This is a genomic window from Niallia sp. 01092 (assembly GCF_052318935.1).
Lineage (GTDB): Bacteria > Bacillota > Bacilli > Bacillales > Cytobacillaceae > Niallia.
Window position 1 is genome coordinate 73,345 of the sequence record NZ_JBQRKO010000016.1, and the last position, 13,365, is coordinate 86,709.

At 33.5% G+C, this 13,365-nt stretch carries 15 protein-coding genes; all 15 read right to left on the reverse strand.

Going from position 1 to position 13,365, the window contains the following annotated elements; all coding sequences use genetic code 11:
• Positions 1 to 34 precede the first annotated feature (34 nt).
• The 15 genes from pseB to ACTXGU_RS15505 all read right to left on the reverse strand — a co-directional run bounded on the left by pseB (position 35) and on the right by ACTXGU_RS15505 (position 13,362).
• The gene (gene pseB, locus ACTXGU_RS15435; protein ID WP_443482421.1) at positions 35 to 1,006 is read right to left on the reverse strand and encodes a UDP-N-acetylglucosamine 4,6-dehydratase (inverting); all 972 of its coding nucleotides are present in this window, start codon (positions 1,004 to 1,006) and stop codon (positions 35 to 37) included.
• A gap of 30 nt (positions 1,007 to 1,036) precedes the next feature.
• The gene (locus ACTXGU_RS15440; RefSeq protein WP_443482422.1) at positions 1,037 to 2,281 is read right to left on the reverse strand and encodes a motility associated factor glycosyltransferase family protein; all 1,245 of its coding nucleotides are present in this window, start codon (positions 2,279 to 2,281) and stop codon (positions 1,037 to 1,039) included.
• Entirely contained in the window at positions 2,278 to 2,622 is a 345-nt protein-coding gene (locus tag ACTXGU_RS15445; protein ID WP_443482423.1) for a hypothetical protein, read from the reverse strand. Before ACTXGU_RS15445 ends, ACTXGU_RS15440 begins: the two co-directional genes overlap by 4 nt.
• Positions 2,623 to 2,639: 17 nt before the next feature.
• On the reverse strand, positions 2,640 to 4,376 hold the full coding sequence (locus ACTXGU_RS15450) for a motility associated factor glycosyltransferase family protein (RefSeq protein ID WP_443482424.1): 1,737 nt from the start codon (positions 4,374 to 4,376) through the stop codon (positions 2,640 to 2,642).
• Between the two features lie 81 nt (positions 4,377 to 4,457).
• Entirely contained in the window at positions 4,458 to 5,273 is an 816-nt protein-coding gene (gene hag, locus ACTXGU_RS15455; protein WP_443482425.1) for a flagellin Hag, read from the reverse strand.
• A gap of 130 nt (positions 5,274 to 5,403) precedes the next feature.
• The gene (csrA, locus tag ACTXGU_RS15460) at positions 5,404 to 5,631 is read right to left on the reverse strand and encodes a carbon storage regulator CsrA (RefSeq protein ID WP_443482426.1); all 228 of its coding nucleotides are present in this window, start codon (positions 5,629 to 5,631) and stop codon (positions 5,404 to 5,406) included.
• Positions 5,632 to 5,635: 4 nt separating this feature from the next.
• Positions 5,636 to 6,085, reverse strand: coding sequence for a flagellar assembly protein FliW (gene fliW / locus ACTXGU_RS15465; protein WP_443482427.1), 450 nt, complete (start codon positions 6,083 to 6,085; stop codon positions 5,636 to 5,638).
• A 92-nt stretch (positions 6,086 to 6,177) separates the two neighbouring features.
• Complete coding sequence (gene flgL, locus ACTXGU_RS15470) at positions 6,178 to 7,323, reverse strand: flagellar hook-associated protein FlgL (protein ID WP_443482428.1); 1,146 nt, start codon at positions 7,321 to 7,323, stop codon at positions 6,178 to 6,180.
• 23 nt (positions 7,324 to 7,346) lie between these two features.
• Positions 7,347 to 8,996 (reverse strand): flagellar hook-associated protein FlgK, encoded by a 1,650-nt coding sequence (gene flgK / locus ACTXGU_RS15475; protein WP_443482429.1) that lies wholly within the window; start codon positions 8,994 to 8,996, stop codon positions 7,347 to 7,349.
• A gap of 11 nt (positions 8,997 to 9,007) precedes the next feature.
• The gene (locus tag ACTXGU_RS15480) at positions 9,008 to 9,490 is read right to left on the reverse strand and encodes a flagellar protein FlgN (RefSeq protein ID WP_443482430.1); all 483 of its coding nucleotides are present in this window, start codon (positions 9,488 to 9,490) and stop codon (positions 9,008 to 9,010) included.
• Between the two features lie 11 nt (positions 9,491 to 9,501).
• On the reverse strand, positions 9,502 to 9,762 hold the full coding sequence (gene flgM, locus ACTXGU_RS15485; RefSeq protein ID WP_443482431.1) for a flagellar biosynthesis anti-sigma factor FlgM: 261 nt from the start codon (positions 9,760 to 9,762) through the stop codon (positions 9,502 to 9,504).
• Positions 9,763 to 10,010: 248 nt separating this feature from the next.
• Positions 10,011 to 10,448, reverse strand: a complete 438-nt coding sequence (locus ACTXGU_RS15490) for a YaaR family protein (RefSeq protein ID WP_443482432.1) — start codon at positions 10,446 to 10,448, stop codon at positions 10,011 to 10,013.
• A gap of 110 nt (positions 10,449 to 10,558) precedes the next feature.
• Positions 10,559 to 12,565 (reverse strand): flagellin N-terminal helical domain-containing protein, encoded by a 2,007-nt coding sequence (locus ACTXGU_RS15495; protein ID WP_443482433.1) that lies wholly within the window; start codon positions 12,563 to 12,565, stop codon positions 10,559 to 10,561.
• Positions 12,566 to 12,591: 26 nt separating this feature from the next.
• Positions 12,592 to 13,017: a flagellar export chaperone FliS gene (fliS, locus tag ACTXGU_RS15500; RefSeq protein WP_443482434.1), complete on the reverse strand. Its 426-nt coding sequence runs from the start codon at positions 13,015 to 13,017 to the stop codon at positions 12,592 to 12,594.
• A 57-nt stretch (positions 13,018 to 13,074) separates the two neighbouring features.
• Complete coding sequence (locus tag ACTXGU_RS15505; RefSeq protein WP_443482457.1) at positions 13,075 to 13,362, reverse strand: EscU/YscU/HrcU family type III secretion system export apparatus switch protein; 288 nt, start codon at positions 13,360 to 13,362, stop codon at positions 13,075 to 13,077.
• Positions 13,363 to 13,365: the final 3 nt, after the last annotated feature.

Genomic DNA, 13,365 nt, shown 5'->3' on the forward strand with positions numbered 1-13,365 from the left:
GATTTACTCTCCTTATTGGCAATACGTTATTTTCTTACATACTGTCAACTAGATGACGAAGCTCATCAATTGTTAACCATGTATCATTAACATCACTTGTATATTTAAATCCATCTGAAAGAGGTTTCCCATCTTGCACACATTCACTTGACCACCAAGGAAATTCCGGTTGTATGGTGTAGTAGGTATCAAATTCTAAAGTATGGCGAGCATCATCTTCAGTGATCATCGCTTCATGAATCTTTTCACCTGCTCTAATCCCAACATATTTTATTGAGCATTCAGGTGCAATTGCTTTCGCTAAATCAACAACCTTCATGCTTGGAATTTTAGGAATAAAAATTTCTCCACCATGCATTCTCTCTAAACTATCAAGTACAAATTGAACACCTTGTTCTAACGTAATCCAAAATCGTGTCATTCTCTCATCTGTAATTGGAAGTTCACCCGTTTCTTTCATTTTTTTAAAGAACGGAACGACACTGCCGCGACTTCCAACTACATTTCCATATCTTACAACAGCAAAGCTCGTCTCTTTGTCACCAACGTATGAATTTGCTGCCACAAATAGTTTATCCGATGCTAATTTAGTCGCTCCATATAAATTTACAGGACTGCATGCTTTATCTGTACTTAAAGCAATTACTTTTTGAACACCTTTGTCAATAGCAGCTTCAATAATATTTTGCGCTCCGTGAATATTCGTCTTTACCGCTTCAAATGGATTATACTCACATGCTCCAACATGCTTTAATGCCGCAGCATGAATTACAATATCTACTCCTTCAAATGCTCGATATAATCGATCCTTATCACGTACATCACCAATGAAAAATCTCATCCGTGAATCTGTATATTCTTGAGCCATTTCATACTGCTTTAGTTCATCTCTGCTAAATACTATTACTTTTTGAACATTCATGTCTAAAATTTTCGAAATAAATTTGCGTCCAAACGAACCTGTACCACCTGTTACTAAAACAACCTTTCCACTTAAATCCAACATCAACACACCTTTTATCTAAATATAGTAAAATTATAAATACATGTTTATATAGCTTTGAAACGGGATGTGATGAAGACCATCTATATGTGCTCCACCTTCCGTACAGTTAAAAAAATTAATTTCTTTTTTTGTTTTCACATAGTTTTCAAACCATCTTAAATAGAATAATAAGTTTTTAGATGTAGCAATAACATCCGTTTTGTCATAGTTTTTCACTTTAATTAAATTGGCTAAATGATTTACATGCTTCTGATTATGGGTATCGTCTGCATGAGAAAATCCATTCGTAAAAGCAAGATCCTGTCCCACGAATATAATATTAGATGCGCCTAGCTTTACTAATAAATCAGTGAACGTTGTGGCAACCGACCCACCAGTATTAACTAATAATCTATTTTTCTCGTTCACTATTTTCTCCGCTTGTTCATATCCATTTTGCAAAATAATAAACCGCTGAAACGGCCATTTAACGACTGCCTCATGATTAGCTGTACTTAAATAAAATAGAATCATTGATTTTTGATTTGAAATGAAATCAAATTGCTCTACTATGTTTATTTTAGGATCTGTAACCATTACATAATCCGGGATAATACCTACCTTTAATAAAGGAGTTAGTGCTGTTCCTACACAACAAATTTTCACCTTTTTATGATTCACTAACTTTTTTAGAATTGGCAACTGTTTTGTTAAAGATGGTCCAGCCGATACAAGAATACAATGTTCATCAGGATGGATGTTTACAAATGTTGAAGCACATGAATCTTGTAGTTGTATGTTCAAATGAAAATTACGGCTTAATAAATGCGACTGATCTTCAATCGTTTGTTGCATTAACTGAATTTGTTGTACTTTTTGCAATATGTCAGGATTCGTAATCATTTTTAACGCCGGCTGGTATACCACTACTTTTACTGTATCATCTTGAACAAAATCAATAGCAGTAAATTGTTTTGGCGTCAGTACATTAATATCTCTCAAACGCTTTTGTATCAGTTCTTGACTTCTGCACCACTCTAAATATTCTTCATTAAATTCGATACTATCAACTTTTAGTTTCGGGTACATCTGTTTTAGGGCATGAATATGATAACCAGCACCAACGCCAATAACAATCACACGAGAAATTCTCGAAGGTTTCGTTATACTCTCTGCCCATTTTTCAGCTTCTAAAATAGGGTTATAGCGGCTATGTAAATAATAGCTATTTCCGTTCATATTTACTTTCACAGTCGGATACTGTCGATTTTGGACACATTCAAAATTACATTTCATAATGCTTGCTGCACTGTACTTAAGCTTGGGTTTATTTCATATTCAAATAGATCTGCTACCAATACATAATCTTCAATACTAATAGCCTCATTAATTTCATTTAAAAAATTATTAACCTTCATTAGTTCTTCTATATCAACCGCTACTTCCAGCTGATTTAATAAAGTTGTTGCTTGAGTCATCCACTCCATCCCTGTTGCAAACTGTACAATTAGTTGTAATGCGTCTGTTTGCTTATTAGCTCTCAGGAAATCAGCAATTTCAATACAAGCATTCATTAAATTAGGAATATAACTTTTTATCGTCTCTAAACTTTCACTTATAAGCTCTTTCGTTTCCATTCAATCATCCCTTAAAATTAAATTTCCCTTTTAAGCTTACACACTACCTTTTCTAAATAAGCAACAGTCAACGTGCAAACTCCTTTAATTCCCTCATATAAATCTTTAGACTTATTATAAATACGTTCCTTTGCATTTTCATCTGTTTCATTTTCAGTTTCTAAACTATAATGGTTTACTTGAAAAATCACTTCTTGTAATAGGTAAAACATAAAATCATCTTTTAATAATGTTTTTAATTCATCATCAATGTTTTCTAATTCAACTAACATATTAGAATTAGTAAATAACTCTTGACTTGGATATTCATTCAATATATCTAAAGACCTTATTGACAATTCTTTTATAGTGTTTATATCGTCTAAAATCTGTTGAATTTCACTGCAAATATAATCCAAATCTTGTTCCATAACGGAAAAGTGGTTTAATAAATCAAGAAAGCTTTCATTAATATTATCATGACAACATTCATTCATAAATGACATAAATTTTTTATTAGGGATGCCATTTATCGGAATTCCCCCATCTGTACAATTGTATATACGATTAGACTTTACTCTTTCAACTAAATATTCGAATGACTCTTTCATCCCTAGAAATACATAATCTGTATATACCGGTTCACCATTTATATCCTTCTTCAGCAACATTTTTCGCTCTTTTATTTGATTTTCTGTTATTCCTTTAGAATGTTTATTGCCATCAGCATGCGTTACGTGATTCGTATAAGCTAAGTCTTGACCGACTAAACAAATCGGACCAGACGTTATATAATGAGCGATACCTAATGCATAATTTGCCACTGATTTTCCGTCTTGAAGTTCTCCAATATCTTGACGCAATAGCTTATTTGTCCATTCCTTTATAGGAAGATGTGATCCTAAATTAAAAACAATCTGTTTACCTTTGTGCTCTTCGACGATGTTGTGATGAATCGTTAAACTATACGCAAGAGGAATATGATTTACATTTATATTTTTAAAGTGCTGATAGTTTGGCTCTCCGCCATCAATTGACACAATTAAGTCCGGTTCAATATGATGTTTTAATAAAGAATTAATTGTTGAACCTGCACAAATCAACATAAAGTTTTTTCGATATTTTTTTAGAAGTGGAATTTGTTTCGTAAGTGAAGGACCTCCCGAAGCAACAACAATTGGACATGTAAATTGCTGTTCTAAAAATTTTAATGGTGTAGCATGAGCAGCTTGAAATAAATTTAAACTAAAATTTTTTTGCCACGAATGAGAAAACAGCCTCATCGTATTTGAATTTACAATTTGACTCATCATGTTATCTTTAATAGAAATCATCACTTCTTTACAAATACTAGGAAAAATAATAGCGTAGTTTGGCGATGTAATGAATTGTACACGTCGTAAATAAATAGAAAATAAGTGTAATAATATGTTTTTTAAATCATTCACGTGATCAAAAACTACTAATTGTATATTAGGAAAATCTTCAATGGCGTTCATTGTTTTATTTATGTGTTCTATATTTCTTTCATAATTGGGTTCAACGACTAATAAATAGTCTTCTGTGTGTATTTTCTCTATAAATTCATCTACAATATATCCATCTCCTAACCCGAATAAAATATGGAGATGGTTTTTTTTATAGTGACTTTCAACAATTTTTTCGGCTTCTCGAATAGGATTATATACGCTATGTAATGGATATTGATTTACAGATGTAACAGGAAGCTGCGAAATTTTCGCCTCTTTCATACTAATAATAAACGATTCATTCATGACATCTCTCACCTTTAAAAAAGAGCAACCAATAGTTTGGTCGCTCTTAGTTTTTCATTTTACTATAACACGGCTATTCAATTAACGAAGTAATTGAAGAACTCCTTGTGGTTGTTGATTAGCTTGTGCAAGCATTGCTTGAGCAGCTTGAGAAAGGATAGAGTTTTTCGTTTGAGCCATCATCTCTTTCGCCATATCAACATCACGAACACGTGATTCTGCAGCTGTTAAGTTTTCTGCACCTGTGTTTAAGTTATTGATTGTGTGCTCTAAACGGTTTTGAACAGCACCAAATTTAGAACGCATTTTAGACACACTTTCAATCGCATCATTGATGTTTGTAATAGCTGTATTAGCAGCACCATTACTTGTTACTGTAATTGCGCCAGCAGTTAATCCAAGTGCTGTTGCAGTCATCGTTGTAATTGAAAGTGAAATTGTTTGACCTGAATTTGCTCCAACTTGGAATTTATAAGTTCCAGAACCTGCAATTAGTTTTTGCGTATTGAATTCTGTTTCGTTAGCAATACGTGTAATCTCACTATTTAATTCCTTAAGCTCATCAGAAATTGCTGTACGATCTGCAGTTACATTCGTATCATTCGATGCTTGAGTAGCTAATTCACGCATACGTTGTAAAATATCATGCGTTTCATTTAACGCACCTTCAGCTGTTTGAATTAACGAAATACCATCTTGCGAATTTCGAGACGCTTGCTCTAAACCACGAATTTGACCACGCATTTTTTCAGAGATTGAAAGACCTGCAGCGTCATCACCAGCACGATTAATACGAAGACCTGAAGATAATTTCTCCATTGATTTACCTTGTGCACCATTTGCAGCATTAAACTGACGGTACGTATTTAAGGCAGCAATATTATGATTGATTCTCATTCTATTTTTCCTCCTTGAATTTGGTGTTCACTTCCTTGTGAACAAGCTTTTTATTGATCGAGGAAGGTCGGCCGCCCTTCCTGTCTCTATTTTATTTATCGTCAATGGAGTAGAATATTTAATAGTTTTTTTATTTTTTTTCAATGTTTTTTAAAAATGGCAGGATCGAGGAAATGTCTTGTGATGCTTGATGGTTTTCCGCTAGTGTTTGATCATATACTTCTTTGCGAAGAATTTGTATATCTTTTGGGGCTTGTATCCCAATTTTTACTTGATCGCCTTTATTTGCAATGATGGTAATTTCAATATCGTCTCCGATTTTAATGACTTCGCCTTGTTTTCGTGTTAATACAAGCATATCATCACCCCTTTGAGCTAATTGGCATTTTATTTGGAAAAATAGGGTGTTTCGTTTCATAGTTTGAGTTGTTAAGAATAACTTGCATTGCCTGATTATTTTTTGCATTAATAATAATAGGTGCCTGGAAATTAGCGGTTGTTTTTTCAAACGGATCCTGTACCGTTAAAATGCTGTATACTACAACATCCTTTTCCTCTTTAATCTCCAATACTTCAATTACATAATTATCCAATTCAATATCATAGGTAGGATCGAAATCGAAAGGATTGGAAATAACAAATGCTAAGGATGCTGTCTTCGCTGATTGCATGGCAGCAAATCCGCCATCATCGGATAGTGGCAAAATAATAAACTGGGTTTCATCTGGAAAACCTGGAATTCCTTTTGTAAAAGAAAGTATCTCGTCTTGATTTATCGCTATTTTCCCATGATATTTTGTATCAATTTTCACTTTTATTACCACCAATCTTTTTTAATATTATTCACAGGAAGAATACTAAATAATTCACTATGATGTTGAAAAAGCTATCCAAAATGGATAGCTTAATGTAGAAAATCCAGCAGCGTTCTTTGAATTATTTTGGCTCCAACTTGTAATGCTGCATTATGAATAAGCTGTTGTGATAATAAATTGCTGGTTGCTTCTTCAAAATCAATATCTTCGTTTTCAGAAACTGTTTTTTTGGCAACGACTTCTTGTTGTGTTAACCGGCTTTCTACCATTTCCGCACGATTCATTTGGGCACCTAATTGTGATCTTGTTGAAATCACGTTATTCATATACTCATCTATGGAATCAAGTGATTTCGTAATTTCTTTGCCAGCAACATCTGGGTTCGTTATCATCTTTTTGATTGCTTCCATTCCACTAAACATATCAATCGAAAATGCTTCATTGGAGATGACATTCACTGGGATTGATACCCCTTTTGACACTTCTAATAATACCCGATTTGAATTAGTCGATACTGCTGTGTTTTTAGAAATAATGATATCGCTACTTTGAAGTTTTTCTTGATTAGTAGTTGTTTCTCCATCTTTATACGGTAATGCTTCTTGATAAGTGTGAGTAATTTCACCTGCTGGATCATTAAACGAAATAGTGTCTCCCTTTTTATCTTTGTATACATTATTAGTACTATCAAATGTAAATGTGTTTCCTCGATAATTAATGACATACTCAGAAGGTATAATTGTATTATTAGTTAAACCAGTTTGAAAAGCACTATATTCCATATCCATTTGGTTTAAATTAATAGGAGAGTTAGATGTATTCGTACCATTATAAATATATTTTTCTCCTACTTTTGTTTCAGCTAATGTTACCATATGCTGTTGTAAAGTGGTCATTTCATTGGCTATATTGTTACGTGCTGTTTTATCATATGTATCATTGGATGCTTGCACGGTTAATTCTCTAAATCTTTGCAAAATCTTTGTTGCTTCATCTAAAGTGGAATCCGCATTTTCCATCCAATTATACCCTTCATTTAAATTGCGTTGGTATTGTTCTACTTCTACTACTTCTGTACGATAACGCATGCCCTTCATTGCTACTACCGGATCCTCAGAAGGCTTCGTAATTTTTTTTCCTGTTGTAATCTGATCGGATAGTCTTTGTAATTCAGAATAGCTTTGACTAATATATTTTATATTATTATTCGAAAGCATGGATTGAGTTACTCTCATATATTTGCACCTCCTAGTTTAGTTTATCGTCCGCCTACGCCCATACCATTTATTATTTTATCCAGCATTTCATCTGCAATCGTAATCATTCTTGCTGCCGAATTATACGCTTGCTGATATTTCATTAAATCTATCATTTCTTCATCAAGAGACACACTGCTTACAGACATACGCGTTTGCTCAACGGAGTTTTTTAAGATACCTGATGTTTTTTCCATGCGATTTGCTTCTGATGCCTGCTCACCTAGTTTTCCTATCATTCCTTGATAAAAGGATTGTACGTTTGTTAGAGTACCGCCAAAAAGAAGACTTTCATCCTTTACTTTTGCTAATCGTAATGCATTCGTACCGTTTCCACTTGATGCTTCTGTTGCAGCTGCAATATTCTCCGCATCTTCTAAAATGTCATTCGATAACTTTAAGGTTGCTGCAGCACCTTTTGGATTATTAGCAGTTATCGTACTATCAGTGAATGTAAAAAAATCAATATCTCGTTCTGCGCCCGTTTGAATTTCATTTAAACTATAACCACTTCTATGTACTTCATTAAAGGTTTGTACAAAAGTTGCAGCCATTTGATCTAAATCTGCTAATAAATTATTAAAGATTCCTTTTGTATCATTACCATCCAAATATCCATAACCCTCTATTACACCCTTAAGCTTACCTTGAGAATTTAAATCTGAAAAATCATTGATAGTATATAAGCCAGTTGCAGAATCTGCTTCTGTATTAGTACTGATTCCTTCAAATTCATTTGTATCGGTTGGTTCATTGCTTAATTTAAAGAATTTAATTGCTGTTACTGGACTATCCAATTGCACATGATCCTGATATTGAATATGAATACCATTTGCTGTTTTAGTAGCAGCATCCACTAGCTTGATAGGTTGTCCATTAGAATCTGTTAATACATCCCCTTCTGGTGTAGCCATGAAAATATCATATAGACCTTCTGCACTTGCAGTAGCTAATCCTCCGCTAGACTTCGTTTCTATTTTAATATTCACCATGGAAGATAGTTCATCTACTAACCTATCCCTTTCATCATATAAATCATTGGGCAAATATCCATTTGGCTCCACGGCGCCAATTTGTTTATTTAACTGATTTACTTGCTTTAATATACTATTTACATTATCCTGTGTGTTATCTAGTGTATTTCTATTATCCTTCTGGATTGCCTTTAAGGAAGAATTCATATAATGAAATGATTCCACTAAATGAGAGCCTCTTTCTCTTACTACTCTTCGGGCACCATCATTTTCTGGTTCTGTAGCTAAGTCTTGTAATGAATTCCAAAATAAATCCATACTATTTGAAAGTCCAGTATTAGATAATTCATCCATAACATTTTCCATTTGGGACAGCATATCTGCTTTTGATTCCCAGTAACCCATTTTACTTGTTTCTTTTCTATACTGCATATCTACAAAACTATCTCTTATTCTTTGTATTTGATCAGCACTTACACCTGTACCTAACTGCCCCGGCATCTTGGGACTGTTCATTGCTACTGCTGGATAGGATTCTGTTGTCGTTAAATTAACACGTTGTCTTGTGTAGCCTGGTGTATTCGCATTAGCAATATTATGTCCTGTCGTGGAAATTGCAAGTTGCTGAGTTGTCAGCGCACGCTTAGCCGTTTCTAATCCATGAAAGGTCGAAACCATTTATTTTCCTCCTAAACCTTTGATTCAAAACTAGAATATCCTTCTGTTTCATATGAATTTTTTTTCATCGGTCGTTCATAGTTATACGTTTCAATACTAGGTTTTAATAAATCTAATGAAACCTGAACAAACTGTAGTGATTGCTGCAGTAATTGCTGATTTGTTTCATTTTTATTTTTCAAATCTTTAATTGTTTCTTCTAGTTGTTGTTTTAATTGTATAAGTGTTTCACTATCTTTTTCTTCCGACTGTTTTATCACGTCATTTAATGTTATATCATTTTCTCTCTGCAAATAACCTTTTGAGAATATACGCAGATCTTGATCTTTATTTTGAATCAATTTAATCAATTTTTGTTCTTTGCTCATTATTGATTTTAAAAAATCCATATCCCCACGAATAAGTACATCTGTTTTTTCAGTTGCAAGTTCTAATAAATTTTCATGCAGTAGGTTTAAATCTTTTAGCGTATTGGCAATCGCTGCTACATGCAAAATTGCTCCTCCTAATTATCCTTTTTCCAAAAGGACAGTATTTTCTTTGCAACTGTTGTTGCGTCTATTTCGTAATGTCCATTGTTAATTTGATTTTTTAATTCCTGTATTTTTTCCTGTCGACCTTCCATTCCATTACTTTCTTGCAGTTTTTTTGCCTCTTGTGAAATTTCTACCTTATCCTGACGTTTTATACTTTCGGCAGCCTCATTTTTTTCTATTTGTTTTTTATATGGATTTAAATTCACTCGATTATAATGATTGATTTTCATTTTTTCACCCCCAAAATACCTTATTAAAAAGACCGAATCCAATTTATATTTAATTATTCATGTTTTAAGTACTATTCCGCTATTTACTTTATCGGTTAAAATGATTTAAGTTAAAGAAAAAACTATTATTTTTTAGAATTTAGACGTATATTCCTATTATGCGTTTTATTCTAAATAATAGTCCTCATACTTAATGACCATTTTATGCTGAAATACAAAAAACAACATAGAATTTTCTATGCTGCTTACTATGTGTAAATATTAATTAAAAGCCCTCGGATTTCACCGACGGAACCTAAAATATCTAAACCGCTTTTTTCTTTATCTAATAGTGTATTGGTTAGATCTACTAGTTTTTTATCCACTTCTTTAACAATCTTATAAATTTTTGTTCTTCCTCTTCGATTGAAACCACTTTGTTCTTCCAGTTTCAATGCATTATTAACGGCCTCTTCCATAAAATCTTTAACCATTTTTTTATATTTACGCAAATCATCAACGGTCCGATTTTCTGCTAATTTCTTCCCTTGCCCTTCTATATCTTCGACTAATTTTGTCAGTTTTTCGTGCACCATTTGCTGCCGATTTTTCGACATCACTTCTTGAAAGGAAATACTTTCCGTCGGCGTCTTATCCTTGCTCTTTATCTTTTCTGTACTTGCTCTTGAAACCTTTTGTACTTCCAAACAAACCCCTCACTTTGCAATAAGATCCGTACAGTATCTTCTATATATTCTAACATAAAAATTCACTAAAGAAGCTAGTCCAACTATTTCTAGGACTAGCTTCGGTTTAATTAAGATTGTAATAACTGTAAAACACCGTTTGGTAATTGATTTGCTTGAGCTAACATAGCTTGAGCAGATTGATTAAGAATATTATTTTTCGTAAACTCAGTCATTTCTTGTGCCATATCGGTATCACGAATTCTTGATTCAGCAGATGTTAAGTTCTCATTCGTTACTTGAAGATTGCTGATTGTATGCTCTAGTCTATTTTGAGTAGCCCCAAGCTTTGATCGAGTTGCTGATATTTGATTAATGGCTTGGTCAATATTAAACACTGCCTTACTTGCACTTTCGTTAGAAAGCACATTCAATCCATCGATGCCAAGTTTTACTGTACTTAGTTGAGGTACATCAATTTGCACATTTTGATTCGTGTTCGCACCAATTTGGAATGTTAATGCTTTGTTTGTTAAGTCAAACTGAGAAGCACCTTGTTTAGCATTTGCTCCAAATTCCAATTCTAATCCGCCATGAGTAATAATTCCATTTCTAGTAGTTAATTCTTTTTCAAATGTAATTGGCGTTTTTGTTCCATCTCCATTCACTTTTGAAACGGATACTTCCATTTTATTTTCAATTTGAATTTTTGCTGTGCCAGCTTGAGTGATTTTACTTGTATCAACTAAAATACTTTTTCCTGTTTCTGCTCCGATTGATTTAAATGAACCGTCTTCACCTATTTCGGAAGCCAATTTACCTAATGAAAATCCATTTGGGTCAAACACTTCAACTGTAGCACTCATTACACCGTTAGCATCTTTTTGAATACTTGAAGCAACTAGAGTGTATTCTCCAAGACTTAAATCACTTGGCTGCACATCAAAAGTACTTGATCCTTCTGTTACTACAGCAGGGTCAAAATTCCAAGAAAATCCACCGATTTGCAGCTTACCATTTTGCAAATCAACATTTGTTTGCGGGTATATAGCAGGGCTAACTGTCGTACCATCTACATTCAATTTTTCAATTGTAATATCAGCAGTTGCTTGTACATGAAATTTTGTTTCTCCGTTGCTTGTAATTGTATTGGCTCCAATTGTAAATTTCGGATCGGTACCAAATACAACATCTGCATCCAGTGCTTGATCAGTACCAGAGTACAATTCATTATTATTCGCATCTAAAATTTGAACATCCGCTGTGATAGGTGTACCCGAAGAATCGAAATTTGATACTTTAATAATGTAATCTCCACCAACTGAGTCTGTCGCACTGTCAATAGTAATATCAGTATTAGGATTAACCCCTGTTGTTGATGATCCAATCAAAGTTGGAGGTGTTACGAAATCTTTGTTTGCTACTGTTACTTTATATGTTCCATTTTCATCTTTCACGCCTGAACCTACTGCAACTGGAGAATTCCCTAAATTTGTTTTCACTAACTCTCCGTCTTTATACGTTCCTACCATAGGCATCTGAAGTACTGATGAATTACTTACACCAGCACCAGGCTGATTTAACGTGTATGTTAATTTCGGTTGAGATTCTACCCTAACCTCATATCTTCCTGTCGCAATAGATGGATCTACCACTGTTGGAACTTGTTTAATATTTGTTTTTTCACTTTCACCAAGAATATATTGTGTATCAACAGCACTTGAACCATCAAGAAGTTTACGTGTATTAAATTCAGTTTTCGCAGCAATACTATCAACCTCTTTAAGAAGTTGATCAATCTCCAATTGAAGAGATTCGCGATCTGAATCTGTGTTTGTATCATTTGCTGCCTGTACCGATAATTCACGCATACGTTGCAGCATAGAATGTACTTCATTCATTGCTCCTTCTGCTACTTGCATGAGAGAAACACCATCTAAGGAGTTGCGTTCAGCCATTGACAGACCTTTGATTTGTGAACGCATTTTTTCTGAAATTGCTAGTCCTGCTGCATCATCGGCTGCTCTGTTAATTCTAAGTCCTGATGATAATCTTTCTAAGTTTTTAGAAGTGTTAAATTGGTTTTGGTATAAATTGCGGTAGGCATTTAAAGCTTGAATATTGTGATTGATTTTCACTATATAATTCTCCTTTTAAAGTTTAATTACCATTGATTGGTCATAATATTTTTTTCATATGCTTGTGTTTTATGGCGAAGTCCTACATTTATTTTTGATTTATTTTTCATTCCAGCATTCCATGTGGTTAATAGTTCTTCTACTATTTTCTGCACTTCTTGGATGATGGTTATATCTTTTTTTAAATTTGCTTCAATAAGTTTTTCAGCTATATAGTTATATAACATGTCTAGTTGATCGGCAATAATCCCCGCCTCATAATTAAGACCTGCGCCAAGTCTCCAGACAATATCATTTGCTTTTTTTAATTTTAGATTAGCAACAACATAGTCTGTACTAGAAATGTTTTCGATTGCTTCTTCTAAGTTGGTTAAACATGCTTCATATAATAAAGCAGTTATTTCTTGTGGAGATTTTTGAAATATTACTGCCTCACTAATAGGGGTAGACACGAAATTTACACCTCCAAACAATTATCTGTTTTTTTATCGACATTTTCGGTTATATCTTTAATAGTTTTTCTCCATTTCTTCTATTAAAAGCAAAATCTCTGCAATCACGGAATACAATTGAGGAGGAATACTATCTCCTAAGTCCATATCTAATAGGTTTGCTACAAGAGAAGAGTCTTCTTGCATATGAATATTATTTTTTTTTGCTAATTCGATAATTTGTTGGGCAACTACCCCTTTACCTTGAGCTATAACTGTTGGTGCACTATTTTTATTTTCGTACTTTAACACTGCAGCTACTGATCCGTTTTTCTCGAATCTCCTTTTCTGATTATAGTACTTCATCAT

What these genes read in the sequence shown, in the direction of transcription:
- ACTXGU_RS15450 (WP_443482424.1), bottom strand. Translation starts at nt 4,376, where the DNA reads ATGAATGAATCGTTTATTATTAGTATGAAAGAGGCGAAAATTTCGCAG.
- hag (WP_443482425.1), bottom strand. Translation starts at nt 5,273, where the DNA reads ATGAGAATCAATCATAATATTGCTGCCTTAAATACGTACCGTCAGTTT.
- ACTXGU_RS15440 (WP_443482422.1), bottom strand. Translation starts at nt 2,281, where the DNA reads ATGAAATGTAATTTTGAATGTGTCCAAAATCGACAGTATCCGACTGTG.
- ACTXGU_RS15505 (WP_443482457.1), bottom strand. Translation starts at nt 13,362, where the DNA reads ATGAAGTACTATAATCAGAAAAGGAGATTCGAGAAAAACGGATCAGTA.
- csrA (WP_443482426.1), bottom strand. Translation starts at nt 5,631, where the DNA reads ATGCTTGTATTAACACGAAAACAAGGCGAAGTCATTAAAATCGGAGAC.
- flgM (WP_443482431.1), bottom strand. Translation starts at nt 9,762, where the DNA reads ATGAAAATCAATCATTATAATCGAGTGAATTTAAATCCATATAAAAAA.
- pseB (WP_443482421.1), bottom strand. Translation starts at nt 1,006, where the DNA reads ATGTTGGATTTAAGTGGAAAGGTTGTTTTAGTAACAGGTGGTACAGGT.
- flgL (WP_443482428.1), bottom strand. Translation starts at nt 7,323, where the DNA reads ATGAGAGTAACTCAATCCATGCTTTCGAATAATAATATAAAATATATT.
- flgK (WP_443482429.1), bottom strand. Translation starts at nt 8,996, where the DNA reads ATGGTTTCGACCTTTCATGGATTAGAAACGGCTAAGCGTGCGCTGACA.
- ACTXGU_RS15445 (WP_443482423.1), bottom strand. Translation starts at nt 2,622, where the DNA reads ATGGAAACGAAAGAGCTTATAAGTGAAAGTTTAGAGACGATAAAAAGT.